This is a genomic window from Actinomadura sp. NAK00032 (genome assembly GCF_013364275.1).
Taxonomy (GTDB): domain Bacteria; phylum Actinomycetota; class Actinomycetes; order Streptosporangiales; family Streptosporangiaceae; genus Spirillospora.
Window position 1 is genome coordinate 6666765 of the sequence record NZ_CP054932.1, and the last position, 25559, is coordinate 6692323.

Here is a 25559-nt window from a genome sequence, read left to right on the forward strand (position 1 = left end):
CGCGGCGCGGCGACATCGCGCATAATGACGGTCACAGTCCGTGGCGTCGGGAGGCGGCCCGGACCCCGTGCGGGCCGCCCCCGCGCCCGTCCCGCCGGTTCGGCCGCGCCATCCGGGGGACGGGTAGGGGGACGGCGGCGAGCACGGACGAGGCGGGAGTGGCGATGCCGGAACCGCACCTGACGGAGGTCGGCTGGACGGGGTCGGTGCTGCGCCTCGCCGGCCTGCTCGGGCCCGGCGGCCCCGTGCCCGAGGTCGAACTGGTGCTGCGCGACCGCGAGGAGGGCGGGGTGGTGCGGGTGCCGGCCACCGCCGCGGCCCGCGACGGCGCCGTCGCCTTCGAGGCCCGGGTGGACGTCGCGGCGATCACGAACGGCGACCCGCTGCCCGGCGGGCTGTGGGACGCGCGGCTGGCGATCGGCGGCCCGGACGGGCGCACCGTCCTCCCGCTCCGCCACGCCCCCGGGCTGGACGCGTCGCCGCGGCGGCTGTTCCTGCCCGGGTCCGCCGCGGTCATCGCCTACTTCGACCGCGCGGGCGCCCTCGCGGTCGACGTCGGCGGCCGCCCGCACGCCGCCGGGTCGGCCCGCGCCGACATGACGCACTGGAACGCCGCGCGCCGGGAGATCGTCGTCGCCGGCCATCTCGACCTGCGGGAGATCAGCATGCCGGTCTCGGGGACGCTGGTCCTGTCCGAGCGGCGCTCGGAGCGCACGTTCGAGGTGATCGCCATGCTGGAGGAGCGGCCCGGCCGGCTCTGCTACACCGCCGCGGTGCCGGTGTCGCGGACGTTCGTCGACGATCCGCTGCCGCGCGGGGCCTGGGACGCCTCGCTGTGCCTCGGCTTCTCCGGGATGCACCGCGAGCTGCGGCTGCTCGCCGCCGGGGAGCCGGTGGACGTGCGCGTGTGGCGGCGGCTGCGGCACGTGCGGGTGGCCTCCTCGGCCGCGCCCGGCCCGCTGACGATCACCGTCGGCCGCGGCTGACCGTCACCGCCGACCGCGCTTGAAGGGGCCGTCCCAGGGGAACTGCCGGGCGGCCGCCACCACCGCCGACAGCAGCACGACCACGGACGCCCCGCCGATCAGGTTGAGGCCGGCGGTCGCGAGCGCCGCGTCCAGCGGGCCGCGCATCGTCAGCGGCAGGATCGTCAGCACGACGACGGCGATCGCGCCGATGCACGCGAACGCCCGGACGGGACGCGCCGCCGTCGCGAGGAGCAGGTGCATCAGCGCGGTCGCCTGGACCGTCGCCGCCGCCGCGCACAGCCCGTAGCTGGTCGCGGCCGGCGCCGCCGGGGTGTGCGTGCCCGCGAACACCGGGACCTCCACGCCGAACATGGTGCGCAGCGCCATCACCGCGGCGAACGCGAGGCCGCCGCCGACCAGGGACGCGGAGATCCCCGTCCACCACAGCGGGCGCAGCGGCGGCCCGGAGGCGATCTCCTCGTGCAGGGCGACGAAGTCCTCGTAGCGCCGCGGCGGCGCCTCCGGCGGGCGGCGCCGCGCCGTCGACGGGCACCGGAACGACCGTTCCCAGGGCCGTGGCGCGGGGCGTCCGGTGCTCCTGCCGGGCAGGCCGCCGGAGTACCGCCCCGATGGCGAGTCGGGCATGTTCCCTCCCCCGGGTGCGAACGTAGACGTGCTACCCGGCACCGAGGGGGGAACGCCCCCAAGAGCCACAATTTGCAGATGTTTGGCCACGCGCCCGGCACCGCGCAACGGCGGCCCCGGCCACGGAAACGGCGTTTCTCGGCCGTGGAAACGGCGATCCCCCGGGCGCGCCGTCGCCCGGGGGATCGCCGTTTCGCCAGGTCACCGGGTCACCGCCCGGCCCGCCCGGCCGCCCGTCCGGTCAGACCTGGCCGGCCTTCTCCAGCGCCGCGCAGCAGGTGGCGGTGATCAGCCGCGCCACCACGTACGGGTCGACGTTGGCGTTCGGACGGCGGTCCTCGATGTAGCCCTTCTTGTCCACCTCGACCTGCCACGGGATGCGCACCGAGGCGCCGCGGTCCGACACGCCGTAGCTGAACGTGCTCCACGCGGCCGTCTCGTGCATCCCGGTCAGCCGGCGCTCGATGTCGGCGCCGTAGTTCGCGACGTGCTCGTCCGCCTTCTCGGCGAGCGCCTCGCACGCCGTGATGATCGCGTCGTAGCCCTCGCGCATGGCCTTGGTCGAGAAGTTCGTGTGCGCGCCGGCGCCGTTCCAGTCGCCCTCCACCGGCTTCGGGTCGAGGGTCGCGGACACGTCGAAGTCCTCGGCGATGCGGTACAGCAGCCACCGGGCGATCCACATGTGGTCGCCGACCTCGAGGGGCCCGGCCGGGCCGATCTGGAACTCCCACTGGCCCGGCATGACCTCCGCGTTGATCCCGGAGATCTTCAGGCCGGCGTCCAGGCACGCGTCCATGTGCCGCTCGACGATGTCGCGCCCGAACACCTCGTCGGAGCCCACGCCGCAGTAGTAGAAGCCCTGCGGGGCCGGGTAGCCGCGCTCGGGGAAGCCGAGCGGGCGGCCGTCCTTGAAGAAGGTGTACTCCTGCTCGATCCCGTACCAGGAGTCCTGCGCCGCGTACTGCTCGGCGACCGGGCGCAGCTTGGCCCGGGTGTTGGTCTCGTGGGGCGTCCCGTCCACGAGGTAGACCTCGCACAGGACGAGGATGCTGTCGCCGCCCCGGATGGGGTCGGGACAGGAGAAGACCGGCTTCAGCACGCAGTCCGAGTGGTCGCCCGGGGCCTGGTTGGTGCTGGACCCGTCGAACCCCCAGTCCGGCAGATCGGCGCCGTCGGCGAGGATCCTCGTCTTCGACCGCAGGCGCGCGGTCGGCTCGGTGCCGTCGATCCAGATGTACTCGGCCTTGTAGCTCAACGTGGGTCCCCTTCGTCTCCGCCTGACCTCACGGGTTCGGCCCTAGAAACGTGCCAACCGGGCATTTCACACCTGTTGCCCGTTTGTGAACGGCATGTAACACGCGACCGTGACCTGCCGAGACCTTCGTCACACCCCACCCCCCGCGCCCGCCGGGGCCCGCCGCCTGCGGCGCGCGCGCCGATTCCGCCGTTTCGCACCGCCCGGCGGTTTTGCCGCAAAGCCCGCCGACTGTTTACCCCTCTCCCATCCGCCGATTACGCCGCCCGTTCCAAGATGATCGAGGAATGCCGTCCCGGCAGGTGCCCTGACGCATTCCTTACCAAGGAAAACAGAACGGGAGAAAAAGGGATGAGGCAAATATTCGCGGCCTCGGTCGGCGCGGCCGTCGTGCTGGCGGGGCTCGCCTCGCCGGCGGCGGCCGGCCAGGCGGACGGCCGTACGACCGGGCGCACGCACGTCGTGCCGCCCGGTCACTCGATCCAGAGGGCCGTCGACCGGGCCAGGCCCGGCGACACCATCCGGCTCAAGGCGGGGTACTACGAGGGCGGCGTCCTCGTCCGCAAGCGCCTCACCATCCGGGGGGAGGGCAACAAGACGATCCTGCGCCCGGGCCGCCACGACCACTGCGCCAAGGCCAAGGCGCCCGGCATGGGGATCTGCGTGATCGGCCGGTCGAAGCACCCGGTCAAGGGCGTGACGATCCGCAACCTGACCGTGCACGGCTTCAAGGGCAGCGGTGTCCACGGCATGTACACCGACCGCCTGACGGTCCTGGCCGTCCTGGCGAAGAAGAACGGCGAGTACGGCATCGCGGAGTACCGCTCCACGCGCGGCCAGTTCGTCTGGAACTGGACCCTCGACAACTCCGCGGACGCCGGCCTGTACGTCGGTGACATCACCAACGCCCACGGGACCGAGGTCGCCCACAACCACACGTCGGGCAACACCCTCGGCGTGCTCGTCCGGCACGCCCACCACGTGGACGTCCACGACAACGAGATCACCCGCAACTGCGTCGGCGTCGCGCTGGTCGACGACGGCCAGAAGGGCGGTCAGGGCCACAACAAGGTCTGGAAGAACAAGGTCGCCAAGAACAACCGGTCGTGCGCCGCGCACGGCCCCGTCCCGCCGTTCGGCGGCACCGGCGTCCTGCTCTTCGGCGGCGAGCACAACACCATCGCGAAGAACATCGTGAAGGACAACCGGGGCAGGCTGCCCTACTCCGGCGGCATCGTCCTCTTCCCGGGCGTGGCCCCGGAGCACGGCTCGGCCCGTCCCGCCCGGTTCAACCTGATCCAGGCGAACCGCGCCTTCCGCAACCGGCCGTACGACCTGGTGAACAAGAGCGGCAGCAAGACCAACCGCTTCCGGCACAACAAGTGCCGCACCTCGAACCCGCGCGGCCTCTGCTGACCTGACCGCCGGCCTGGAGAAGACCCCGTCCCTGCCCGGGGTCTTCTCCAGGTCCCGGGGTCATCTGGACGCCCCCCGCGCGGCCGGCCATGAGGCGCCGCCCCGCAGGACCCGCTCCCCGAGCGGTGTCAGCGCGTGATGCACCGTCTTGCCCCGGCGCTCGCTGGTGATGAGCCCGGCGCCGCGCAGAGCCGTCGCGTGCTGGGACGCGGACGCCGCGCTGACCCCGAGCCGTACGGCCAGCGCCCCCGTCGTGACCTCCCCGTCCGCGACCGACCGGAGCACGGCCGCACGCGTCCGCCCGAACACCTGCGGCAGCGGGTCGAGGCCCGTCCCGCCGGCCGGCGGCGGCGCGGGGACCACCACGGTCGCCGGACCGTCCCCGCCGACCAGGACGCGCGGCCCCGTGACGAACGGCGAGGGCACGAGCAGCAGCCCCCGGCCCTGCAGATGGACGTCCCCGTCGCGCAGCGTCTCGATCTCCAGCACCGGGGACGTCCAGCGGACACCCGGGTGCAGGCTCCCCAGCAGCCCGCCGATCCCGTCCCGGGCCATCGTCCGGGCGTGACCCGCCGCCTCGGCCCGCAGGTGCGCACCGAGCTCCGCCCATTGGTCCGCGAGCGCGACCCGGTGCAGGTCACGCAGCCCGCAGACCAGCGTCCGCATCGCCTCCCGCTCCCCCGCCGCCAGGTGGCGCAGCCACGATGCCGGACGCGGCCCGCACGACCGCTCCAGTTCGGCACGGATCCGCCGGACGGGCGTCGAGGCGACGGCGTCCAGCTCCGATTCGAGCCCCGGCACACCCGTGTACGGCGTCAGGAAGTCGGGGACCCAGCGTCCGGGCGGCACCAGGTCGAGCAGCAGCCGCGACGATCCGGTGAGCCCTGGACGCCGCCGCGAGCGCGGGGCCTGGACGCTGAGAAGCGTCTGAGCGAGCGGCGAAAGACCGGGAGTGACCCGGACCCGGACGAGGTCCTCATAGTCGAGCCAGAGCCGCAGCATGCGACATTTTAGCCATTTCCGAAATCATTGCGCCCGGGTCGGCGCCTCATGGAAGGTGCGGCCATGAACGGACTCCGCGTGTTCTGCCGCACCGCCCCTTTCATGCTCCTGGCAGCCCTGGTCACCGCCGCCCCACCGGCGCACGCCGACGTCCGGCAGGGCGACATCGACGGCGTCCCCTACCGCGTCGAGATACCGAGCCGCTGGAACGGGACGCTGCTGCTGTGGAGCCACGGCGCCTACGGCCTGGAGTTCCCGCCCCCGTCGGAGATCGCGCTCACGAACCACCCGGCCACAGAGCAGTGGCTGCTCGACCACGGCTACGCCTTGGCGGCCTCCCAGTACCGCACAGCACAGGGCTGGGGCGTCGTCGAGTCCGGCCTTAAAGACCAGATGGCCCTCCTCAACTGGTTCACCAGAAACGTGGGCAAACCCAAGCGCACCATCTCCGCAGGCGCGTCCGCCGGTGGCCTGACCTCGGTCCTCCTAGCGGAACGCAACCCCGGCCGCTTCACCGGCGTCGCGTCCCTCTGCGGCGTAGTCGGCGGTACGACGGGCCACTTCAACAGCGCCCTGGACGCGAACTACGCGATCAAAACGCTCCTAGCGCCGAACCTGGACCTGGTGCACATCAAGGACCCTCAGGCGAACACGTCCAACGCCCGAGGCGCCCTCACCTCCGCGCTGAACACCCCTGCGGGCCGCGCCCGCCTGGCTCTCTCAGCCGCCCTCGCCGACATCCCCGGCCGCTACGCCTCCCGGGCCCCCGCCCCCGAGACGACCACAGGCCAGATCCAGCACCAGTACTACTACTCCGCCTATGACCGGGGCGCGTTCTGGGGCCTGAACCGCACGGACATCGAGAGCCGCGCGGGCGGCAACCCGTCCTGGAACACCGGCGTGAACTACCGCGCGCTCTTCGCGCGCTCGTCCCAGAAGGCCTTGGTCAAGAAGGCGTACCGGGAAGCGGGCCTGAGCCTGGGCAAGGACCTCGCCCGCCTGAACGCGGGCCCGCGCATCAAGGCCGACCCAGCCGCCGTCCGCTACTTGAACCGCTACGGCACCCCCACCGGCCGGACGCCCTGGCCAGTGGTCACCTTGCACTCAACACAGGACGGCAGCGTCCCACCGGAGAACCAGCGCCGGTACGCCGCCCTGGTCCACCGGTCCGGCAACCCGTCCAACCTGAAGCAGCTCTACGTGGACCGCGGCTACCACTGCACCTTCACTGCGTCCGAGGAGATAACAACCCTCCAAACCCTCCTGACCCGCATGAACACGGGTCACTGGCCCACCACCCGTCCCACAGCCCTGAACAGCTCCGCAGCCGAGCTAGCCCCGGCCACCCAGACCGTCTTCGACATAGACCCAGAACCGGGCCTGCACCCGTCGGCGCCGTCCTTCACCCGCCACCACCCGTCCCCCTACCTCCGATAGCCACCGCGGGGGCATGACCCCCTGTTCCCGACGGAACAGGGGGTCTTCACCCGAGCAGGTCCCAGCGATTCCCGGCGACATCAAGAAACACCACAACCCGCCCGTACTCCTCACTCCGCGGCAACCCCACGAACTCGACCCCGGCAGCCGCCATACGTTCATACGCGGCGTCGAAATCGTCCACCCGCAGAAAGAACCCGACCCGCCCGCCAGCCTGCTCACCGACCACACCCGCCTGCCGCTCCCCATCGGCCCGAGCCAGCAAGATCCCGCTTCCACCCCCGGGCGGCCGCACCACGACCCACCGCTTGGCCCGCCCATCGTTGGTCACCGCCGGCGAGTCCTCGACGAGCTCGAACCCCAGCGCACGGGTGAAGAACGCGATGGCCTGGTCATAGTCGTCCACCACGATCGTGATCAGCTCGATCCGCACCCGCCGACAGTAATCGACCGACCGGCGATGAGTTCGACGGACGAGCGTGGTCAACCTCCACAGACCACGAGCCGCGAACCTCGGAGGAGCCCATGACGGACTCAGCGCTACCACCCGTCGTCGACACCGCGACCTGGCAACGCCACCTCGACGAGCTGCGCGCTCGCGAGAAGGCCGCGACCCGCGAGCTCGACGCGATCGCCGCCCAGCGCCGCCGGATGCCGATGGTCGAGATGCCCGAGTACACCCTGGAAGGCGAGAAGGGCCCGGTGAGCCTGGCCGATATCTTCGAGGGCAGGTCCCAGCTGATCGTCTACAACCACATGTGGTTCCCCGGCGAGACCTGGCAGTGCCCGGGCTGCACCGGTTTCACCTCGCAGTTCACCCGCCTGGAGTTCCTGGACGCCTACGACGCCAGGTTCGTCATCGTCACCCAGGGCCCCATCAACGACGCCCTCGCTTACAAACACCGCACCGGCAACCAGATGACCTGGTACTCCACCGCCGACAGCCCCTTCGGCACCGACGTCGGCGCCCCACCCGGCGGCGGCTTCGCCGTCAACGTCTTCCTCCGCGACGGCGACACCGTCTACCGCACCTGGCACACCAACGGCCGAGGCACCGAGCAGCTGAGCCACACCTTCGCCCTGATCGACATCCTCCCGTACGGGCGCCAGGAGGAATGGCAGGACTCCCCCGAAGGCTGGCCGCAGTCCCCCACCTACAGCCGCTGGCCCGGCTCCGAAACAATAGCCGCCACCTACGGCCCACCCGCCTGACGGCGTTACTCGCCGATGTACCGAGGTAGTGATGAACTGCGGGCACGCAGTCGGAGGCGAACCGGGTGGCGGACGAGAAGAGCACGGGCACATGCATCGCCTGCAAACGAGCCTTCGAGTTCGACCCCCGGAACGTCCCGACGATCCTCATCGACCCGGAAACCGGCATGCCACCGGGCCTGACGGTGCTGGGCTCACTACGCCAGGCAACCCCAGAAGCCGTCGCCAGATCCACCGACGAGCCGGTCTGCCCCCAATGCGTCACCAAGACACAGCAATACCAGGCAGAGACGGACTCCACCCCCAAGTGGGGCACCTGGCCGTAGAACGCTCAAGGACCACCCCGAAAAGGGTTCGCGCGGCCGATCCAGTCGGGCTTGCCTTGGCCCCTCAACTTGGCCTGGCCGCAGATTAGGTCCTTGCTCTCAGACAAGGCCACCCTCGTACAAAACCAGGGAGACTGGGCGCCCTACAGTGCTGGATGCCCCCGAGATCGGCCGCGCACACGCAGCGTATTAACCACCTACGACATTCCAACGCCACGAGAACAGGTCTTTCCACGCGGGGACGAACGGTCTCGAACCACCGACTCCTCGTTCACAAGGCGCCGTGATCACCCGCCGAGCAACGCCGACCAGGGCTTCGACCGCCCGTCCGAGGCGACGCGTCCTCTCGCACCGCACACCGCTCCCGCCGACCGGATCCGGAGCGCACGGCCAGAGGCACTCCTGTCTGCCAAGTGTTCTAGGCTCGCGGCATGCCGAGACCACCAGAGCCGACTGATCCCGAACGGGAGGCGCACCTGGGCCGGGTGGCCGTATGGCTGAGTCCGGAGGATCTGGAGTGGTTGGCGGCTCGCTGCGTGTGCACCGATGCCACCCCCGATGAGGAGCGCCGTCGGTGCGCTCGCATTCGCTTCCGCGCCCATACCGCACTTCATAAGGCGGGCGCCACGCGCGACAACTCCCCCAGCCAATGACAAATGGCGCGGCGCGCCCATGGCGGACGGCAGTCGGGAAACACAGGCACCCCCTTAGCCCTAGACGACCGTCACGGACACGCCTCGTGCTTCCCGGAGCCGGAGTGCCCCCGCTGGAGGCGTTCATTTCGGGGTCTTGCCGGGTCGCCTCCTCCTACCCGGCTACTGGCTGAGCGTTAGGCCGAGACCGGAGGGAGGGTGGGGTCACGGGATTCTGCCTGCTCCGGGACGTATCCGGGAGAGGTTCCGTACCCACCCTCCTTGAGCCGCGGACCCGTATGGGTGCTCAGACCGGTCTCCACTGGGGGTCAGAGTACTGGGGCGGCGGCGCGGCCCCTGTGACCGTCGGCGACTGGCGGACGGTGCGGTGTCGGCAGTATGCGCGGCCACCACTTGACCTCTACGCCGAAACGGTCACCGTTCGGCAAGCGCAGGTCGAGTTGGACACCGGTGAACTGATCATCGGGCCGCCCAAGTCACGGGCCGGCCTCCGCACCGTGGCACTCCCCCGAGCGATCATCCCGGACCTGCGGCGACATCTCGGCAACTTCACCGGGGCCGAGGATGGCGCGCTGATCTTCACGGGCAAGCGCGGGGGGCCTCCTGCGGCGGGCGAACTTCCGGCGCGCTACCAAGTGGGGCGAGACCGCGACCAAGCTCGGTGTGCCGAACCTGCACTTTCACGACCTCCCCCACATCGGGAACACGTTCGCGGCCGAGTCCGGCGCGACGCTCCGCGACCTCATGGAGCGGATGGGCCATGACAGCGGCCGGGCCGCGATGATCTACCAGCACCGGACGGCGGCCAGGTCGCTCACGCTCGGCGGCTAATGGCACGAAGACCCTGTTCCCATGATCGGGAACAGGGTCTTTTCGCTGGTGGGCGCGGACGGTTTCGAACCGCCGACTCCTCGCTTGTAAGGCGAGTGCTCTACCCCTGAGCTACGCGCCCGTGTTGCCGGGAAAGCGTACCCGGTTCGTGGGGGGGATCGCGAAACGGTATCCGGGGTCAGGAGGGTGGGGTGAGGCGGGTCAGGGCTGTGGCCAGGTGGTCGGTGGCGGTTTTCGGGGAGGCGGGGGGCAGGCTGCCTGTGAGGGTCAGGGCCAGGCGCATGAGGGTGGGGTACGAGAGGCCGTGGCGGGTTGCCAGGCGCATGAGGTGGGGGTTGTCCAGGGCGCGGGTGAAGGCTCGGGCCATGGTGAAGGGGCGGCCGTTGGCGTGGCGGATGGCGGAGGGGTAGGTCTGGAGGGTTCGGTCGGGGGAGGTTGTTCGGTGGGCCTTGATGATGGTTTCGGCGGCTATGCGGCCTGCTTCCAGGGAGTACGCGATGCCTTCGCCGCTGAACGGGTTGACCATGCCGCCGGAGTCGCCGGCCAGGAGGAGGCCGGGGAGGTAGTGGGGGCGGCGGGTGTAGCCCATGGGAAGGGCCGCGCCGCGTAGGGGGCCTGTGGCGTTGGTGTCGGTGAAGCCCCAGGCGGCGGGGAGGCGGTCCAGCCAGCGGGTCAGCAGGCGGTGGTAGTCGGGGTGTCGGGTGCGGAGGAGCGCCACGCCCACGTTGCAGGTGCCGTCGCCCATGCCGAAGACCCAGCCGTAGCCGGCGGGGGCCAGGTCCAGCCAGATCTCCAGGTGGGCGTCTTCGTGGCGGGGGCTGCGGAAGTAGCGGCGGCCCGCGATGCCGATGGGGCGGTCGCGGCGGGGGTGCAGGCCCAGGGCCACGGAGAGGCGGGAGGAGGCGCCGTCTGCGGCTATGACCAGGCGGGCTTTGTGGGTGGCGGTTGAGGTGCGGACGCCGGTTATACGGTTCTGGTCTTCGAGGGGGGCGGTGACCCTGGTGTTCTCCTGGAGGGTCGCGCCGGCGGCCACGGCGTTGCGGGCCAGGAGCTCGTCCAGGTCGGTGCGGGTGCGGGTCAGGCCGTGGCCGGACGGCCAGGGGATCTCCAAGGTGCGGCCCGAGGCGATCAGGCGGACGCCCTCGGTGCGGTACCAGGAGGAGAGGTCCAGGTCCAGGGCGCGGAGCTCGTCGACGGCGCGGGGGGTCAGGCCGTCGCCGCAGACCTTTTCGCGAGGGAAGGACGTCTTCTCCAGGATCAGGACGTCCAGGCCGGCCTTGGCGAGGTGGTAGGCGGCGGAGGTTCCGGCTGGGCCGGCTCCGACCACGATGACATCGCGCATCACAGGTGTCGATTGAACCAGTCAGCGGCCTGGGTGGTGACCTCTTCCAGGGCTCCGGGCTCCTCGAAGAGGTGGGTCGCGCCGGACACGATGTGGATTTCGGAGTTCTCGAGGCTTTCGTGCGCCTGCTCGTTCAGCTTGATGACCTCCGGGTCCCGGCCGCCGACGATCAGCAGGACGGGCGGCCGGACGCGGGGCAGGGACGGGCCGGCGAGGTCGGGGCGGCCGCCGCGGGAGACGACCGCGCCGATGCGGGGGCGGGCCGCCGCGGCGGCGAGGGCGGCGGCGGCGCCGGTGCTGGCGCCGAACAGGCCGATGGGGAGGCCGGCGGTGTGCGGGGCCGATTCCAGGCCCTCGGTGAGCCGGTCGATCGCGCCGATGAGGCGGAGGGTCAGCAGCTCGATGTCGAAGCGGAGCGCGGCGGTGACGCGGTCGACCTCGTCCTCGTGCCGGGTGAGCAGGTCGATGAGGAGGGTGCCGAGGCCCGCGGCGTTGAGGCCGTCGGCGACGGCGCGGTTGCGGGGGCTGAGCCGGGAGCTGCCGCTGCCGTGCGCGAACAGGACGACGCCGGTGGCGCCGTCCGGGATCCACAGGTCGCCGTCGAGTTCGGCGTCCCGCAGCTTCAGCGTGATCACGTGTTCGGCGGTTCGGCGCTGATGTCGGCGAGGGCCGAGTGCTCGTCCCGCTGGACGGCGAGGTCCCCGATGGACACCATGCCGATCGGCCGGTCACCGTCCACGACGGGGATCCGCCGGACGGCGTGGTCGCGCATCAGCCGCACGGCCGCGTCGGCGTCCTCGCCGGGGGCGACCGTGATCAGGTTCGTGCTGCAGATGTCGGCGACGCGCGTGCCGGACATGTCGCGCTGCGCGGCGACGGCGCGGATCACGATGTCGCGGTCGGTGACCAGGCCGCGCAGCCGCCCCTCGTGGACGACGAGGACGTCGCCTATCCCGTGCCGGCGCATGAGATCCCCGACCTCGGTCAGGGACGTGTCCGGGGGCACCGCCACGGGCACCGGCGTCATCACCTCGTTCACCTTCTGGGCCATGAGCGAACCTCCCCTCTCGGGCGCTCGCCTACCCAGCGGCGGACGGGATATGTCTAGCCGGCGGAGTCGGGCCCGTCCTGCTCGGCGAGGAACCGCTCGAACTGGGCGCCGAGCTCGTCGGCGGTGGGCATGTCCTGCGACTCGGCGAGGAGGCTGTCGCGTTCGGCGGCGCCGGCGAACGCGTCGTACTGCTGCTCCAGGGCCCGGACGACCTTCTCGACCTCGTCGTTGCCGTCGACCTGCTCGGCGATGTCGGCGTCGGTGGCGGCGGCCGCGTCGCGGAGCCGGTCGGCGGGCAGCTCCAGGCCGGTGCTGGAGACGATGGCCTCCAGCGCGGCGACGGCGGCGGCCGGGTAGGCGGACTGGGCCAGGTAGTGCGGGACGTGCACGGCGAACCCGACGGCGTCGTGGCCGCCCTCGCCGAGCCGCAGCTCCAGCAGGCCGGCGGCGCTGCCGGGCACCTGGACCTTGTCGAACCAGGAGTTGCGGGTGACCAGCTCGGGGCGGGTGGCGTGCGCGGTGGTACCGACCGGGCGGGTGTGCGGGACGCCCATCGGGATGCCGTGGAAACCGACGACGAGGCCGACGCCGAGCTTCTTCACCAGGTGCACGACGGACGAGGTGAAGCCCTCCCAGAGCCGGTCGGGCTCGGGCCCCGACAGCATCAGGAAGGGGCTCCCGGCCTCGTCGTGCAGCAGCCGGACGACCAGCTCGGGCGCGTCGTAGGAGGCCCAGTGGTCCCGGTCGAAGGTCATCGGCGGCCGGCGGGCCCGGTAGTCGATCAGCGAGTCGACGTCGAAGCGGGCGATGACGCGGTGCTCGAGGGTTTCCAGGAGGTGCTCGCGCACGAGCTGCCCGGTGGATCCGGCGTCCACGAAGCCGTCGAGGCTGTGCAGCAGCACCGGACCCGTCATCTCCGGCAGGTCGGCGTCAAGCTCGTACAGATCCTCTGGGTTAAGCAACTTCTCCCCCACCTCTACATGTCTTAGGGCCAACATTAGGACATGCGGAGGCTCATCCCCGGTTCGGGCGTGACACGGGTCACCGAAAGACGCGGCTGGCCTTGAAGTCTTCCGGGTGGAGGGTGGTGAGGTCGTCGCGCCCGATTTCGCCGCTTCGCCCGAGGAGGCGGTTGGCGTGCCGGAGCCGGGCCCGTTCGATGGCGTTCCGGACGGACCGGGCGTTGGCGAAGCGCGGCTGCTCGCGGCGCCGGGCCAGGTAGTCGCGGAAGACCGGCTCGGTCTCGGGGGCCAGCGCGTAGCCCTCGCGCTCGGTCATCAGGTGGCCGATGGCCTCCAGTTCTCCCAGCTCGTAGTCGGGGAAGTCGATGTGGTGGGCGATGCGGGAGCTCATGCCGGGGTTGGACGCGAAGAAGGAGTCCATGCGGTCCTTGTAGCCGGCGAGCACGACGACGAGGTCGTCCCGCTGGTTCTCCATGACCTGGAGGAGGATCTCGATGGCCTCCTGGCCGTAGTCGCGCTCGTTCTCGGCCCGGTACAGGTAGTACGCCTCGTCGATGAACAGCACACCGCCCATCGCCCGCTTCAGGACCTCCTTGGTCTTGGGCGCGGTGTGCCCGACGTACTGGCCGACCAGGTCGTCGCGGGTGACGGAGACGAGGTGGCCGCGGCGGACGTAGCCGAGGCGGTGCAGCAGTTCGGCGAGCCGGACGGCGACGGAGGTCTTGCCCGTCCCGGGGCTGCCGGTGAAGCACATGTGCAGGTTGGGGCGCCCGGAGTCGATGCCGAACCGGGCCCGGACGCGGTCGACGAGCAGCAGCGCCGCGATCTCCCGGATGCGGGTCTTGACCGGGGCGAGGCCGACGAGTTCGGCGTCGAGAGCGTCCAGGACGGAGTCGACCTGCGAGTCGGCGCGCTCCTTGGCGAGGTCGACGCGGGCGTCCGGCGGCAGCGGCTCGGGAGCATGCGGCTCGGGAGGGGGCGGCTCCCCGGTGGCGGGAGCTTGGGAAGGGTCCACCGGGGAGCCGCCGTGGCGCATCCCGAAGCCGGGGCGTTCGCTCAACGCCCCGCCCCGTCGCGCTCGCCATCGGGCCCGTAGCGGTCGCCCTCGGGCCGGTCGAGGGCGTAGGGGTGCAGCGCGTACTGGACGCGCCGGTCGGACGCCTCCGTCCGGTCCAGCCGGAAGCCGGGCTCCTCGGCGGGACGCTGCACGATGAACTGGACCGCGGTGGTCTGCCGCCCGTAGCGCGCGTCGTAGGCGTTCAGCCTGATGTAGTGGTTCGGGTACGCCCTGCGGCACTCGTTGACCTCGTACAGGACGCCGGCGGGGTCGGTGAGGTCGAACATCGGCAGGCCCCACATCTCCCAGTAGGAGTTGCGCGGGTGCGGGTCGTCGGTGAACTCGACCGAGCAGGGCCAGCCCTGGCCGAGGGCGTAGCCGATCTGCGCCGCGATGTCGGCGTCGGTGAGGTCGGGCAGGTACGAGAAGGTGCCTTGGGTGATCCGCATCAGACGCTCACAGGGGTCTCGACGACGTCGGGCGTGTCGGTGGATTCGTACGTGAAGGTGATGTCGCCCCAGGTGGACAGGGCGATGTCGAGTTCGCGGCTCTGCTTGGCGGCGGCGCGCAGGATGTCGGGGCCCTCGGCGAGGTAGTCGCGGCCCTCGTTCCGCGCCTTGATCATCGCTTCGAGCGCGACGCGGTTGGCGGTGGCGCCGGCGGCGATGCCCATCGGGTGGCCGATCGTCCCGCCGCCGAACTGGAGGATGGAGTCCTCGCCCAGGTAGTGCAGGAGCTGGTGCATCTGCCCGGCGTGGATGCCGCCGGACGCGACGGGCATCGTGCCGGGCATCGACGCCCACTCCTGGTCGAAGTACAGGCCCTTCATGGGGTCGGCCTCCACCGTGTCCAGGCGGAGGGTGTCGTAGTAGCCGCGGACGCTGTTCGGGTCGCCTTCGAGCTTGCCGACGACCGTCCCCGCGTGGATGTGGTCGACGCCGGCCAGCCGCATCCATTTGGCGATGACGCGGAAGTTCACGCCATGCGACTTCTGGCGCGTGTAAGTGGAGTGCCCTGCGCGGTGCAGGTGCAGGATGACGCCGTTCCTACGCGCCCACTTGGCCATCGACTGGATCGCCGTGTAGCCGATGGTCAGGTCGATCATCACGATGACGCTGCCGAGGTCCCTGGCGAACTCGGCGCGCTCGTACATGTCCTCCATCGTGGCGGCGGTGACGTTGAGGTAGTGGCCCTTCACCTCGCCCGTGGCGGCCTGCGCCCGGTTGACGCCCTCCATGCAATAGAGGAAGCGGTCGCGCCAGCGCATGAACGGCTGGGAGTTGATGTTCTCGTCGTCCTTGGTGAAGTCCAGGCCGCCGCGCAGGGCCTCGTAGACGACGCGTCCGTAGTTGCGCGCCGACAGGCCGAGCTTGGGCTTGACGGTCGCGCCCAGTAGCGGACGGCCGAACTTGCCCAGATACTCGCGCTCCATGACGATGCCGTGCGCCGGCCCCTGGAACGTCTTGACGTAGTGGGTCGGGATCCGCATGTCCTCCAGGCGGAGGGCCTTCAGCGCCTTGAACCCGAAGACGTTGCCGATGATGGACGATGTCAGGTTCGCGATCGAACCCTCCTCGAACAGGTCGAGGTCGTAGGCGATGTAGGCGATGAACTGGTTCTCCTGCCCGGGGACGGGCTCCACCTTGTAGCACTTGCCCTGGTAGTTCTCGTAGGACGTGAGCCGGTCCGTCCACACGACCGTCCAGGTCGCGGTGGACGACTCGCCCGCGACGGCGGCGCCGGCCTCCTCCGGCGGCACGCCCGGCTGCGGCGTGATCCGGAAGGCGGCGAGGATGTCGCTGTCCTTCGGCTCGTAGTCCGGACGCCAGTAGCCCATCTCGGCGTAGGGGATCACGCCCGCCGACCATCTGCCCGCGCTCATTCGCCGCTCTCCTCCGCTGGAAGATCAGCCGGGACGCGGCGCGCCGCCCCGGTGAAGGACGGCATGTCCAGGGGACGTGGGGCGGTGCGCCGCGTCCCGGTCCACGTGGAACCGTGACGCTTCGCAGCTTGACCGCCCGACACTTGCAATGTCCATCAAGTGTTCTACGGTGACCATCAAGCATTTACTTGAACGAGCACGTCCGAGGGGACGTCCCCGGGCGGGCTTCGCCAGAGTCAGGAGGCCGGGCGTGACGGAGGCGCGGCTGCGGAGCCTCGTCGCGGTCGCCGACACCGGGTCGGTGCGGGCGGCGGCGCGGCGGCTGTACGTGACCGAGTCGGCGGTGTCGGCGGCGGTCGCCGCACTCACCCGCGATCTCGGCGTGCCGCTCGTCCGGAAGGAGGGCCGGGGCGTGCGGCTGACGCCCGCCGGGGCCGTCTACGCCGGGTACGCGCGGCAGGTGCTCGGGCTGCTGGAGGAGGGCCGGGCGGCGGCGCGCGGCGCGGCCGATCCGGGGCGGGGGCCGCTGCGGCTGGCGGCGGTGACGACGGCCGCCGACGAGCTGCTGCCCGGCCTGCTCGCCTCGTTCCGGGCGCGCTGGCCGGACGTGGAGCTGGCGCTGGAGGTGGGGTCGCGCCGCCAGGTGTGGAGCAGCCTCGCCGCGCACGAGGCCGATCTGGTGCTGGCGGGCCGCCCGCCGGCCGAGGCGGCGGCGACGGTGCTGGCCAGGCGCCCGAACGAGCTGGTCGTGGTCGGCGCGCCGGACATCGCCGCCGGGTTCGCGCTGGCCCGCACGCCCTGGGTGATGCGGGAGCCCGGCTCGGGGACGCGGGCGACGGCGGAGGCCTACCTGGCCGAGCGCGAGGTGGCGCCGCCGCGGCTGGTGCTCGGCTCGAACGGCGCGGTCATCGCGGGCGCGGCGGCCGGGCTGGGGGTCGCGCTGGTGTCGCGGGACGCGGTCGGCGCCGAGCTGGAGGCCGGCCGCCTGGCGGTGGTCGGCGCGCCGGGGATGCCGCTCGACCGGCCCTGGCACGCCGTCGCGGGCGCGCCGCCGACGCCGACGACGCTGCTGTTCGTCCGGCACCTGCTGGACGCGCCCGGCTGGCGGCCCGCCGGCCCCGCTAGGGCAGGGCCCACAGCGGCACCGACAGCAGGCACAGGCTGATCGAGATCAGCACCATCGCGACCGGACGTCCGCCCTCGTTGCCCTGGGCCGCCCCGGCGCGCGTCAGCAGGTACACGAAGAACGCCAGGAAGCCCGCGGCGACGACGTCCATCGCCGCGGCCAGCGCGGTCACGACACCACCATCCGGATCACCGGAGCAACCCTAGAGGAGTGCGGTCGCTCACAATGGCCGTCCGCACCACATGGGAGCACCCGGACGGGACAGAATCGCATTCGGAACAGTGAGAGGGGCCACCATGACCGCCGACCGCCCGCACGACTCCGCCCGCGCGTACGACATCGTCCTGTTCGGCGCCACCGGCTTCACCGGCGGGCTGACCGCCGAGTACCTGGCCGCCACCGCCCGGCCGGGGACGCGCTGGGCCCTCGCCGGACGCGACCGGGCCAAGCTGGAGGCGGTCCGCGACCGGCTGACGAAGATCGACCCGGCGTGCGCCGAGCTGGAGCTGCTCCACGCCGACACCACCGACGCCGCCTCGATCGAGGCCATCGCGGACGCGGCGCGGGTCGTCATCACCACGGTCGGCCCCTACGTCAAGTACGGCGAGCCCCTGGTCGCGGCGTGCGCGCGCGCCGGAACCGACTATGTCGACCTCACCGGCGAGCCCACCTTCGTCGACCGCATGTACGTCAAGTACCACCGGCAGGCGGTGGACAGCGGGGCGCGCATCGTCCACGCGTGCGGGTTCGACTCCATTCCGCACGACCTCGGCGCCTACTTCACGGTCAAGCAGCTCCCCGAGGGCGTCCCGCTGCACATCGAGGGGTTCCTGCGGGTGCAGGGGTCGGCGTCCGGCGGCACCCTGCACTCGGCGATCGGCATCTTCGGCGACCCGGCCGGGATGCTGCGCGCCGAGCGCGAGCGCCGCCGGGTGGAGGAGCCGCCCGCCGGGCGCCGGGTGCGGATCTCGCGGTCCCCCGCGCCCAGGGCCCGCGTCGGGGACGGCTGGACGCTGCCGCTGCCCACCATCGACCCGCAGATCGTCACCCGGTCGGCGGCGGCGCTCGACCGCTACGGCCCCGACTTCTCCTACGGCCACTACCTCGCCGTCCGGCATCTCGCGACGGCCGCCGGGATCGCTGCGGGCTTCGGCGGCCTGACCGCGGTCGCCGCCGTGCCCCCGGCCCGCAAGGCGCTGCTCCGCTTCGCGACGCCCGGCGAGGGGCCGTCCCCGGAGCGCCGCGCCCGCAACTGGTTCAGCGTGAAGTTCGCCGGCGAGGGCGGCGGGAAGCGCGTGGTCACCGAGGTCGCGGGCGGCGACCCCGGCTACGGCGAGACGGCCAAGATGCTCGCCGAGTCGGCGCTGTGCCTGGCGCACGACGACCTGCCCGCGACGTCCGGGCAGGTCACCACGGCGGCGGCGATGGGGGACGCGCTGATCGGGCGGCTCGTCGGGGCCGGCATCACCTTCCGGGTGCTGGACGAGCGGTGACCCCGTCGGCGGCGGCCCCTCGGCGCCCGGGGATCGGGATGACGGCCTCGACGATCGTCCCGGCGCCCGGCCTGCTCGTCACCGCGACCCGCCCGCCGAGCAGCTCGGCGCGCTCGCGCATGCCGCGCAGCCCGTAGCAGTCCGGCCGCACCCCTTTGACGAGGCCCTGCGCGAACACGTCCCGGACGGAGAACCCCGTCCCGTCGTCGGCGACCCGCAGCCGGACGCGGTCGGCGGAGTGCTCCAGCAGCAGGTCGACGCAGCTCGCGGACGCGTGCCGCAACGCGTTGCCGACGGCCTCCTGCGCGATCCGGTAGAGCGCGGTCTGCACGTGGTCGGGCAGTTCGTTATCCAGCTCGCCCTCGACGGTCACCGTGACGTCGAGCGCGCCGGACGGCCCCGGGCCGTCGCCGGCCTCCCGGGCGAGGGTGGCGAGCGCCGCCGACAGGCCGAGGTCGTCCAGCACGGGCGGCCGCAGCCCCCCGATCGCCGCGCGGGTCTCGGCCGCGGCCAGCTCGCACAGCCGCCGCGCCATCATGATCTGCGCCAGCCCCTCCGGGTGGTGCTCGGGCAGTGCCCGCTCGGCGGCCGACAGGTGGAAGCCGAGGCTGGCGAGCCGCTGCGCCAGGCCGTCGTGGATCTCCCGGCTCAGCCGGGACCGCTCCGCCTCCTGCGCCTCGACGGCCCGCTCGGCGAACCGCTCCGCCGCGTGCTCGCGCTCGCGGGCGCTGCGCAGCCGGCGGCAGGACGACAGCACCGGCGCGAACAGCCCGGCGAGCGCGGTGGCGAGCGCGAGGTCCTCGGGCGGGACGGGCCCGGCCGCCCGGACGTCCACGACCGCGATCACGCGGCCGTCGCCGGGCACCGGGATCGCGGCGCCGCGCCCGTCGGCGTGCGGGCGCGCCCGGCCGTGCGCGGCGACCCAGCCGGCGTCGCCCTCCCCCAGCGGGACGGGCGGGCCCGCCCATTCGAGGGCGCGCTCCTCCTCGTCCAGCACGTACACGTCGCAGAACGTCAGCGCCCGCGCCGACCGCACCACCAGGCAGGCCAGCTCGTCGGCCATCCGGGGCAGCTCGCGGTCGGAGCAGGCCGCCGCGACGACGCGGACGAGCAGGTCGGCGCCGCGCCCGGCGAGCAGTTCCAGCGGGGACGTCACCGGAACAGCCCCTCGCGCAGCGCGACCGCGATCGCCGCCGACCGGTCGGTCACCTCCAGCTTGCGGTAGAGGGCGCGCAGGTGGCTCTTCACGGTCTCCTCGCTGAGCACCAGCCGCGCCGCGATCGCCTTGTTCGACAGGCCGCCGACCAGCAGCGACAGCACCTCGCTCTCGCGCTGGGTGAGGCCGCGGTTGGCGCCCGGCCAGAACTCGCCGCGGGTCAGCCGGGCGGCGGTGACCGCCATCCGCCCGGCGAGCGTCGGGTCGATGACCGTCTCGCCCCGCGCGACCTCCTCCAGCCGGCGGACCAGCTCGGGGCCGTCCACCCGCTTGAGGAGGTAGCCGCCGGCCCCGGCGCGCAGCGCCTCGAAGACGTACTGCTCGTCGTCGTAGACCGACAGGAACACCACCCGCGCCTCCGGGACGCGGCCGGTGATCACCCGGCACAGGTCGAGGCCGCTCTCGGGGCCGAGCCGCACGTCCAGCAGGACGACGTCGGGGCGCAGCGCGGTCACCAGCCGGGCCGCCTCGTCCCCCGTCCCCGCCTGCCCGACGACGCGCACCCGGCCGGCGAACCCGGCCAGCATGGCCTGCAGCCCGGCGAGGATCATCTCGTGGTCGTCCACCAGGACGACGCGTACGGGGACTCCCATCCCGGCACGATAACAACCGGAAGCTACTCACCAGTAGCCCTCGGCGCGCGCCGGTCCGGAGGCTCCCTCCGGCGATTCACCCCCGGCCTCACCTGATTGGGGGACGCGCCCGCCCGCCCCGCCCCGTACTCTCCTGTACGAAAATTGAATTCCGCAGGACGGAGGAGCCAGGTGCCCCATCGGATCGTGCATATGCTCCGGGCGCGCGGAGCGGGCCGCCGCCCCGTCATGCTCGCGATCGCGGGCGACAGCGCGGCGGGCAAGACGACGCTGACCAGGGGGCTTGTGCAGTGTCTCGGGGCCGACCGGATGACCGCGGTCTGCGTGGACGACTACCACCGCTACGACCGCGCCGAGCGGGCGGGCAAGCCGTTCACGGCGCTGCACCCCGACTGCAACCACATCGACGTCATGGAGCAGCACCTCCAGCTGCTGTCGATGGGCGAGCCGATCCTCAAGCCGGTCTACGACCACGCCACGGGCGAGCTCGTCCGGCCGGAACTGGTCGAGCCCCGCGACTTCGTGATCGTCGAGGGCCTGCTGCCGCTGCACACCCGGATGGCGCGGGCCTGCTTCGACATCACCGTCTACCTGGACCCGCCCGAGCCGCTGCGCCACTCCTGGAAGGTCCGCCGCGACTGCGAGAAGCGCGGCTACAGCCCCGAGCAGGTCATGGCGGAGCTGGCCCGGCGCGAGCCGGAGAGCGCCGCCTACATCCGGCCGCAGCGCAAGCACGCCGACATCGTCGTCCGGTTCGCGCCCGTCGCCGGGCGCCTCGACCCGCCCGGCACCCCGCTGTCCGCCGAACTGCTGCTGCGCCCGACGATCGACCACCCGGAGCTGGCGGACGTCCTGGACGGCGGCGCCGGCGACACCGAGACCGCCCTGCACCTGCGGCTGCACCGCGACACCGACGGCCGCCCGGTCGACGCCCTGCACGTCCACGGCTACGTCTCGCCGGAGGAGTCGCAGGTCGTCAAGAAGGCCATCTGGGAGCGGCTCGGGCCGCGCGCGGGCACCGCGCTCCCCGATCCGGACGCGCTCGGCCGCCTCGGCGACACCGGGACCAGCGACCCGCTCGCGATCACCCAGCTCCTGCTGCTCTACCACCTGCTCGACGCCGACCACCGCCAGGCCGCCTAGCGCGGCGCGGCGGCGGACGGCGGCGTGCGGCTCCGCGTGCGCGCGGGGAGGCCCCGGGGCTTTGGACCTGTGCCCCGGGCCGCGCGCAGGCGGCCGCCGGGAGGGCGCCCACGCGGGCGCGCCGGCGCCCTCCCGGCACTCGTCAGATCTCGGCCCAGGCGATGACCGGGCGGTCAGGCGCGACCACCGCGAGCGACTGGCCGCCCCGGATCCGCTCGTCCGGCGCGGACGTGAGCCGGAACCGGGCGTTCGGGCGGTGCGACTCGCCGACCGCGAGCAGCGTGCTGCCCCGCCGCAGCAGGAAGATCGCCACGTCCACGCGGGACCACTCGCCGGCGTCCTCGGGGACGTCCACCCGGTAGAGGGTGCCGTCGGAGTCGAGCGTGCTGGCGAGGTTGTGGTGGATCGCGGCGACTCCGGGGTTGCGGATCGCGTCCGCCACCACGGCCGGGTCGTCGATGTCGACCGGCTCGATGTCGGCGCTGACCAGGTGCAGCGCCTCGGTGATCTCGGCGCGGCGGCCGCCGTCGCGCAGCCCGGCCAGCATGTGGACGGGCGGCTCCCCGTGCCGCCGCAGGTAGGCCGACACGCCGAGCATGACGCGGACGGTCTCGTCGTCGGACCGGCCGACCACGAGCACGGTGCGGGCCTTCTCCAGGCACGCCCGCTCGTAGGCGGTGCCGTCGTTGGCGACCACGTCGTACAGGTCGGGGTCGGGGTTCTCGCCCGCCAGCTCCTCCGGCCAGAACAGCGCGACGACGGGCGTCTTGGCGTACGCGGGGTCGGCGCGCAGCTGGCCGGTGATCGCGCGCATCGCCTCGCGCTCGTAGCCGATGACCGCCACATGGTCGCGCTTGTGCAGCCGCGCCTGGCCGTTGGCCCGCATGGTCCTGCCCTTCCCCATCCAGAGCGTCAGCTCGGCGAACATCACCAGGCCCGCGGTGAGCCCGGCGACGATGATGATCACGCCGCCGATCCGGCCGCCCGCGGTGGCCGGGGCCAGATCCCCGTAGCCGGTGGTGGTGCCGCTGACCAGGAAGTACCAGAGGTACTCGTGCGGCTTCTTGATGTCGGCGCCGGGCTCCTCGAACACCGCGATGAGCAGCCAGCCCACCACGAAGGCCGCGAGCAGCACCAGCGCGGGCGCCCGCCAGCTCCGCCCGGTGATCCGCGTGACCAGGCGCATCAGCACGATCGGCATCCGCGCAGCGTGGCAGCGGACAAATCCCCACGTCAAGCGCAAACCGGTCACAGTCCGGGCGCGCCGACGACCGGACGCGGCCACCGGCCACCGGCCACGCCGGACGCGCCGGACGCGCCGGACGCGCCGGACGCGCCGGACGCGCGGTCAGCCGGCCGGGCCCCGCTTCAGGACGCGGGACAGTGCGGCCGCCACCTCCTCCGACAGGCCGCCGTCGGACGGCCTGTCGGCGCCCGCGCCACCCGTCCCGGCGGCACGGTCGGCACCGGCGGGCACCAGACCGGCGTCCCCGGGCTCGTCCCGCACGGCGGGACGGGTGTGCCCGCAGCCGCGGCACTCGACCTCGCCGAGCCGGCACACCAGGGCCGCCGACCCGCACTCGGAGCAGCGGTCCAGGTCGTCCGCCCAGTCGCGGGCGGCCTGGCAGCTCGGGCAGACCAGCACCTGGCGCTCCGCCTTGACACCGCGCTTCCACGGGCTCGCGCCGCGCACGGGGTCGGTCTGCCGCGCCCCGCAGCGGTAGCAGGGCATCACACCTCCAGAGGTGCCGGGACCGGTTCCGGCCAGGCCCGCTTCGGCCGGGCCGGGACCGGTCCGTCTGCTCAGAGCCCGGCGAGCGCCTCGCGGTACTCGTCGATGTCGCGCGCGTCCGGGATCGCGTTCACGACCCGCCACCGGACCACGCCCTCGGTGTCGATGATGAAGGTGCCGCGCAGCGCCAGGCCCTTGGCCTCGTCGAAGACGCCGTAGCGCCGCGCCGTGCCGCCGTGCGGCCAGAAGTCCGACAGCAGCGGGAACCAGAACCTCTCCTGGTCCGACCAGGCGCGCAGGGCGAACATCGAGTCGACCGAGACGGCGAGCAGCTGCGCGCCGCTCCCGCCCGCGCCGTCGCCCGCGTCCCTGAACTCGTCCCTGAGCCGGGTCAGCTCCCCCGTGCACACACCGCTGAACGCCAGCGGATAGAACACGAGGACGACGTTCCGCTCGCCGCGGAAGCCCGACAGCCGCACGGGGGTGCCGTGCTGGTCCGCGAGCTCGAAGTCGGGCGCCTGCGCGCCCACTTCCACGCCGCCCGCTTCCCGGCTGCCCGAGTCCGCGCCGCCCACGTCGACGGCGCCCGGGCTCGCGCCCGTGCCGTCCGCGTTGACCGACAAGTCCTACCGCCCCGGCTACTTGCGGACCTTGGGCGCGACCAGCCGCGTGCCCGACCACTCCTTGGCCGCGCTGATGCTGCTGGTCTGCGAGAGCCCGGCCGTCTGCGCGGCCTCGCCGATGTCGCTGGGCTCCACGTGCCCGTCCCGCCCCGCCTTGGGCGTCAGCAGCCAGATGTTGCCGCCGCTGGTGAGCGGGACCATCGCGTCGGTCAGGCCCTCGAACAGGTCGCCGTCCTCCTCGCGCCACCACAGCAGCACGATGTCGACCACGTCCTCGTAGTCCTCGTCGAGCAGTTCGTTCCCCGTGAGTTCTTCGACGGAGCGACGAAGCTCCTCGTCGACGTCGTCGTCGAAGCCGATCTCCTGCACCACCTGGCCCGCCTTCAGGCCGAGCCGTTCGGCCAGGCTGCGCTCAGACTGCGCCTGACCCGCGGTCGCGCTCACGAAAGTCCTCCCATTGTCGTCAGTCCGCACGGTGCCGTGCACTCTCGATTCCGGCCCCCCGGGACGGGTGGCCCGCCCGCACCTGTGCGGTGTTTGCGGGACAGTCCACACAAGTGAGGGCCTCCAGCGCAAGTGTCTTCCGGGCTTTTGGTCGCCTCATTGGCCCGATTCCCCGTTTCCCGGGGACCTTCTCATCACTTCGGGAAGGCTCATCCCTTCAGGAAGGACAAGCGGACCTGCCGGTCGGGGTTGTCCACGTTGAGGTCGACGACGGCCACCGACTGCCACGTCCCGAGGGCGAGGCGCCCGCCCACGACCGGCAGGGTCGCGTACGGCGGGACGAGGGCGGGCAGCACGTGCGACCGCCCGTGCCCCCGCGAGCCGTGCGCGTGCCGCCAGCGGTCGTCCGCCGGCAGCAGGTCGCCCAGGGCGGCCAGCAGGTCGTCGTCGCTGCCCGCGCCCAGCTCCAGGATCGCCACGCCGGCGGTCGCGTGCGGGACGAAGACGTGCAGCAGCCCGTCACCGCCCGCCGCCGCGGCGAACCGCTCGCATTCGGCCGTGATGTCGTGCACGGTCTCGCTCGTACCGGTGGCCACCCGGACCACGGTGCTCTCCATGGTCCCGTGTCTACCCCATCCGCGGCACCGGACGCGTCCGCGCCCGCGCGGATCTCACCGGTCTGCGGCCCTGTCAGTGCGAAATGTGCTCCCGTGACTCGACGACCGAGTCCGGCCCCGGGAAGATGAGGCTCTCGCGGCCGTCGGGGAACCTGACCACGTACGGCGGGCCGCCGTCCGCGCCCCGTACCTCGACGATCTCGCCGAGCTGGTCGGGGTTCCCCACGTTCCTGCCGTGGACGTGCAGCCGGTCTCCGATGTGTGCCTTCATGGCGTTCTCCCAAGCTCGTGCGTCCGCCGCCGGGACGGACCGTGCCGGGCGTGTGGCGAGTCCTTCCTCTCAGCTTCATTCGTTCCCCGCACCCCGGCGGGGGCAACCCGCCGGGACGGGAAAAAGACGTCCTCAGGGGCAGCATGGTTACCCGTTGGTAGAGATGCGTTAGCCGTCCTGAACGGCGACGATGGGATCACCAGACGAGCGACCGACAGTCTGCCGGGGACCGGTGGCCTCCCGAGCGGCGGCCATGGGTCTC

The 25559-nt window shown here is 72.4% G+C and carries 29 protein-coding genes and 1 tRNA gene; 9 read left to right on the forward strand and 21 right to left on the reverse strand.

Going from position 1 to position 25559, the window contains the following annotated elements; all coding sequences use genetic code 11:
• The first annotated feature begins 164 nt into the window (after window positions 1-164).
• Entirely contained in the window at window positions 165-986 is an 822-nt protein-coding gene (locus HUT06_RS30400; RefSeq protein ID WP_176198840.1) for a hypothetical protein, read from the forward strand.
• Between the two features lie 3 nt (window positions 987-989).
• Here HUT06_RS30400 and HUT06_RS30405 read toward each other — a convergent pair whose 3' ends face one another.
• Both HUT06_RS30405 and glnII read right to left on the reverse strand, forming a co-directional pair.
• Window positions 990-1613 (reverse strand): hypothetical protein, encoded by a 624-nt coding sequence (locus tag HUT06_RS30405; protein WP_176198841.1) that lies wholly within the window; start codon window positions 1611-1613, stop codon window positions 990-992.
• 241 nt (window positions 1614-1854) lie between these two features.
• Window positions 1855-2868, reverse strand: a complete 1014-nt coding sequence (gene glnII, locus HUT06_RS30410; RefSeq protein ID WP_176198842.1) for a glutamine synthetase — start codon at window positions 2866-2868, stop codon at window positions 1855-1857.
• A 351-nt stretch (window positions 2869-3219) separates the two neighbouring features.
• Here glnII and HUT06_RS30415 point away from each other — a divergent pair, with 351 nt between their 5' ends.
• Complete coding sequence (locus tag HUT06_RS30415; protein ID WP_176198843.1) at window positions 3220-4284, forward strand: nitrous oxide reductase family maturation protein NosD; 1065 nt, start codon at window positions 3220-3222, stop codon at window positions 4282-4284.
• A gap of 60 nt (window positions 4285-4344) precedes the next feature.
• On the opposite strand, the gene HUT06_RS30420 is transcribed toward HUT06_RS30415, so the two are convergent.
• Window positions 4345-5286 carry a DUF5937 family protein gene (locus tag HUT06_RS30420; RefSeq protein ID WP_176198844.1) on the reverse strand — a complete coding sequence of 314 codons (942 nt, stop codon included), beginning with the start codon at window positions 5284-5286 and terminating at the stop codon, window positions 4345-4347.
• A 63-nt stretch (window positions 5287-5349) separates the two neighbouring features.
• Between HUT06_RS30420 and HUT06_RS30425 the strand changes: the two genes are divergently transcribed.
• Window positions 5350-6723 carry a S9 family peptidase gene (locus HUT06_RS30425; protein ID WP_217711525.1) on the forward strand — a complete coding sequence of 458 codons (1374 nt, stop codon included), beginning with the start codon at window positions 5350-5352 and terminating at the stop codon, window positions 6721-6723.
• Between the two features lie 46 nt (window positions 6724-6769).
• Here HUT06_RS30425 and HUT06_RS30430 read toward each other — a convergent pair whose 3' ends face one another.
• Complete coding sequence (locus tag HUT06_RS30430; RefSeq protein ID WP_176198845.1) at window positions 6770-7156, reverse strand: VOC family protein; 387 nt, start codon at window positions 7154-7156, stop codon at window positions 6770-6772.
• 92 nt (window positions 7157-7248) lie between these two features.
• On the opposite strand from HUT06_RS30430, the gene HUT06_RS30435 reads away from it, so the two are divergent.
• The 3 genes from HUT06_RS30435 to HUT06_RS30445 all read left to right on the forward strand — a co-directional run bounded on the left by HUT06_RS30435 (window position 7249) and on the right by HUT06_RS30445 (window position 9745).
• The gene (locus tag HUT06_RS30435; protein WP_176198846.1) at window positions 7249-7935 is read left to right on the forward strand and encodes a DUF899 family protein; all 687 of its coding nucleotides are present in this window, start codon (window positions 7249-7251) and stop codon (window positions 7933-7935) included.
• Window positions 7936-8000: 65 nt separating this feature from the next.
• Window positions 8001-8261, forward strand: a complete 261-nt coding sequence (locus HUT06_RS30440; protein WP_176198847.1) for a hypothetical protein — start codon at window positions 8001-8003, stop codon at window positions 8259-8261.
• A 1316-nt stretch (window positions 8262-9577) separates the two neighbouring features.
• Window positions 9578-9745 (forward strand): site-specific integrase, encoded by a 168-nt coding sequence (locus HUT06_RS30445; protein ID WP_176198848.1) that lies wholly within the window; start codon window positions 9578-9580, stop codon window positions 9743-9745.
• Window positions 9746-9791: 46 nt separating this feature from the next.
• Here the strand turns inward: HUT06_RS30445 and HUT06_RS30450 are convergent.
• From HUT06_RS30450 to HUT06_RS30485, 8 genes are all read right to left on the reverse strand, one after another.
• Window positions 9792-9866: transfer RNA gene (locus HUT06_RS30450), tRNA-Val, on the reverse strand.
• Between the two features lie 57 nt (window positions 9867-9923).
• Window positions 9924-11087, reverse strand: coding sequence for a geranylgeranyl reductase family protein (locus tag HUT06_RS30455; protein WP_176198849.1), 1164 nt, complete (start codon window positions 11085-11087; stop codon window positions 9924-9926).
• The gene (locus tag HUT06_RS30460) at window positions 11087-11722 is read right to left on the reverse strand and encodes a dienelactone hydrolase family protein (protein ID WP_176198850.1); all 636 of its coding nucleotides are present in this window, start codon (window positions 11720-11722) and stop codon (window positions 11087-11089) included. The genes HUT06_RS30455 and HUT06_RS30460 overlap by 1 nt, the downstream gene beginning before the upstream one ends.
• Window positions 11719-12138 (reverse strand): CBS domain-containing protein, encoded by a 420-nt coding sequence (locus HUT06_RS30465; protein ID WP_176198851.1) that lies wholly within the window; start codon window positions 12136-12138, stop codon window positions 11719-11721. The genes HUT06_RS30460 and HUT06_RS30465 overlap by 4 nt, the downstream gene beginning before the upstream one ends.
• Before the next feature lie 53 nt (window positions 12139-12191).
• Window positions 12192-13100: a PAC2 family protein gene (locus tag HUT06_RS30470; RefSeq protein ID WP_217711526.1), complete on the reverse strand. Its 909-nt coding sequence runs from the start codon at window positions 13098-13100 to the stop codon at window positions 12192-12194.
• A gap of 79 nt (window positions 13101-13179) precedes the next feature.
• Entirely contained in the window at window positions 13180-14160 is a 981-nt protein-coding gene (gene cbbX / locus HUT06_RS30475) for a CbbX protein (protein ID WP_254715468.1), read from the reverse strand.
• Window positions 14157-14606 (reverse strand): ribulose bisphosphate carboxylase small subunit, encoded by a 450-nt coding sequence (locus tag HUT06_RS30480; protein ID WP_176198853.1) that lies wholly within the window; start codon window positions 14604-14606, stop codon window positions 14157-14159. Before HUT06_RS30480 ends, cbbX begins: the two co-directional genes overlap by 4 nt.
• Complete coding sequence (locus tag HUT06_RS30485) at window positions 14606-16039, reverse strand: form I ribulose bisphosphate carboxylase large subunit (RefSeq protein WP_176198854.1); 1434 nt, start codon at window positions 16037-16039, stop codon at window positions 14606-14608. The genes HUT06_RS30480 and HUT06_RS30485 overlap by 1 nt, the downstream gene beginning before the upstream one ends.
• 250 nt (window positions 16040-16289) lie before the next feature.
• Here HUT06_RS30485 and HUT06_RS30490 point away from each other — a divergent pair, with 250 nt between their 5' ends.
• The gene (locus tag HUT06_RS30490) at window positions 16290-17204 is read left to right on the forward strand and encodes a LysR substrate-binding domain-containing protein (RefSeq protein WP_176198855.1); all 915 of its coding nucleotides are present in this window, start codon (window positions 16290-16292) and stop codon (window positions 17202-17204) included.
• On the opposite strand, the gene HUT06_RS30495 is transcribed toward HUT06_RS30490, so the two are convergent.
• Window positions 17161-17337, reverse strand: a complete 177-nt coding sequence (locus HUT06_RS30495) for a hypothetical protein (protein ID WP_176198856.1) — start codon at window positions 17335-17337, stop codon at window positions 17161-17163. The two genes, HUT06_RS30490 and HUT06_RS30495, sit on opposite strands and share 44 nt — an antisense overlap.
• A gap of 124 nt (window positions 17338-17461) precedes the next feature.
• Between HUT06_RS30495 and HUT06_RS30500 the strand changes: the two genes are divergently transcribed.
• Window positions 17462-18658 carry a trans-acting enoyl reductase family protein gene (locus HUT06_RS30500; protein ID WP_176198857.1) on the forward strand — a complete coding sequence of 399 codons (1197 nt, stop codon included), beginning with the start codon at window positions 17462-17464 and terminating at the stop codon, window positions 18656-18658.
• Here the strand turns inward: HUT06_RS30500 and HUT06_RS30505 are convergent.
• A complete protein-coding gene (locus tag HUT06_RS30505) occupies window positions 18630-19814 on the reverse strand; it encodes a sensor histidine kinase (RefSeq protein WP_176198858.1) in 1185 nt (394 codons plus the stop codon). The genes HUT06_RS30500 and HUT06_RS30505 overlap by 29 nt on opposite strands.
• Window positions 19811-20467 carry a response regulator transcription factor gene (locus HUT06_RS30510; protein ID WP_176198859.1) on the reverse strand — a complete coding sequence of 219 codons (657 nt, stop codon included), beginning with the start codon at window positions 20465-20467 and terminating at the stop codon, window positions 19811-19813. Before HUT06_RS30510 ends, HUT06_RS30505 begins: the two co-directional genes overlap by 4 nt.
• Before the next feature lie 192 nt (window positions 20468-20659).
• Between HUT06_RS30510 and HUT06_RS30515 the strand changes: the two genes are divergently transcribed.
• Window positions 20660-21610 carry a phosphoribulokinase gene (locus HUT06_RS30515; protein ID WP_176198860.1) on the forward strand — a complete coding sequence of 317 codons (951 nt, stop codon included), beginning with the start codon at window positions 20660-20662 and terminating at the stop codon, window positions 21608-21610.
• 142 nt (window positions 21611-21752) lie between these two features.
• Here the strand turns inward: HUT06_RS30515 and HUT06_RS30520 are convergent, their stop codons facing one another.
• The 6 genes from HUT06_RS30520 to HUT06_RS30545 form a co-directional block, all read right to left on the reverse strand.
• Window positions 21753-22811 carry an ion channel gene (locus tag HUT06_RS30520; protein ID WP_176198861.1) on the reverse strand — a complete coding sequence of 353 codons (1059 nt, stop codon included), beginning with the start codon at window positions 22809-22811 and terminating at the stop codon, window positions 21753-21755.
• A gap of 147 nt (window positions 22812-22958) precedes the next feature.
• A complete protein-coding gene (locus HUT06_RS30525; protein ID WP_176198862.1) occupies window positions 22959-23342 on the reverse strand; it encodes a hypothetical protein in 384 nt (127 codons plus the stop codon).
• A 71-nt stretch (window positions 23343-23413) separates the two neighbouring features.
• A complete protein-coding gene (locus HUT06_RS30530; protein ID WP_176201731.1) occupies window positions 23414-23878 on the reverse strand; it encodes a peroxiredoxin in 465 nt (154 codons plus the stop codon).
• A 102-nt stretch (window positions 23879-23980) separates the two neighbouring features.
• The gene (locus HUT06_RS30535; RefSeq protein ID WP_176198863.1) at window positions 23981-24409 is read right to left on the reverse strand and encodes a DUF3052 domain-containing protein; all 429 of its coding nucleotides are present in this window, start codon (window positions 24407-24409) and stop codon (window positions 23981-23983) included.
• A 209-nt stretch (window positions 24410-24618) separates the two neighbouring features.
• Window positions 24619-25026, reverse strand: a complete 408-nt coding sequence (locus tag HUT06_RS30540; protein WP_176198864.1) for a YjbQ family protein — start codon at window positions 25024-25026, stop codon at window positions 24619-24621.
• Window positions 25027-25099: 73 nt separating this feature from the next.
• On the reverse strand, window positions 25100-25297 hold the full coding sequence (locus HUT06_RS30545) for a DUF1918 domain-containing protein (RefSeq protein WP_176198865.1): 198 nt from the start codon (window positions 25295-25297) through the stop codon (window positions 25100-25102).
• Between the last annotated feature and the right edge of the window lie 262 nt (window positions 25298-25559).

Excerpts from the sequence above, each read along its gene's own strand:
- HUT06_RS30400 (WP_176198840.1), top strand. The coding sequence starts at position 165 with ATGCCGGAACCGCACCTGACGGAGGTCGGCTGGACGGGGTCGGTGCTG.
- HUT06_RS30405 (WP_176198841.1), bottom strand. The coding sequence starts at position 1,613 with ATGCCCGACTCGCCATCGGGGCGGTACTCCGGCGGCCTGCCCGGCAGG.
- HUT06_RS30415 (WP_176198843.1), top strand. The coding sequence starts at position 3,220 with ATGAGGCAAATATTCGCGGCCTCGGTCGGCGCGGCCGTCGTGCTGGCG.
- HUT06_RS30420 (WP_176198844.1), bottom strand. The coding sequence starts at position 5,286 with ATGCTGCGGCTCTGGCTCGACTATGAGGACCTCGTCCGGGTCCGGGTC.
- HUT06_RS30425 (WP_217711525.1), top strand. The coding sequence starts at position 5,350 with ATGAACGGACTCCGCGTGTTCTGCCGCACCGCCCCTTTCATGCTCCTG.
- HUT06_RS30435 (WP_176198846.1), top strand. The coding sequence starts at position 7,249 with ATGACGGACTCAGCGCTACCACCCGTCGTCGACACCGCGACCTGGCAA.
- HUT06_RS30455 (WP_176198849.1), bottom strand. The coding sequence starts at position 11,087 with ATGCGCGATGTCATCGTGGTCGGAGCCGGCCCAGCCGGAACCTCCGCC.
- HUT06_RS30465 (WP_176198851.1), bottom strand. The coding sequence starts at position 12,138 with ATGGCCCAGAAGGTGAACGAGGTGATGACGCCGGTGCCCGTGGCGGTG.
- HUT06_RS30480 (WP_176198853.1), bottom strand. The coding sequence starts at position 14,606 with ATGCGGATCACCCAAGGCACCTTCTCGTACCTGCCCGACCTCACCGAC.
- HUT06_RS30485 (WP_176198854.1), bottom strand. The coding sequence starts at position 16,039 with ATGAGCGCGGGCAGATGGTCGGCGGGCGTGATCCCCTACGCCGAGATG.
- HUT06_RS30500 (WP_176198857.1), top strand. The coding sequence starts at position 17,462 with ATGACCGCCGACCGCCCGCACGACTCCGCCCGCGCGTACGACATCGTC.
- HUT06_RS30510 (WP_176198859.1), bottom strand. The coding sequence starts at position 20,467 with ATGGGAGTCCCCGTACGCGTCGTCCTGGTGGACGACCACGAGATGATC.
- HUT06_RS30515 (WP_176198860.1), top strand. The coding sequence starts at position 20,660 with ATGCTCCGGGCGCGCGGAGCGGGCCGCCGCCCCGTCATGCTCGCGATC.
- HUT06_RS30520 (WP_176198861.1), bottom strand. The coding sequence starts at position 22,811 with ATGCCGATCGTGCTGATGCGCCTGGTCACGCGGATCACCGGGCGGAGC.
- HUT06_RS30525 (WP_176198862.1), bottom strand. The coding sequence starts at position 23,342 with ATGCCCTGCTACCGCTGCGGGGCGCGGCAGACCGACCCCGTGCGCGGC.
- HUT06_RS30540 (WP_176198864.1), bottom strand. The coding sequence starts at position 25,026 with ATGGAGAGCACCGTGGTCCGGGTGGCCACCGGTACGAGCGAGACCGTG.
- HUT06_RS30545 (WP_176198865.1), bottom strand. The coding sequence starts at position 25,297 with ATGAAGGCACACATCGGAGACCGGCTGCACGTCCACGGCAGGAACGTG.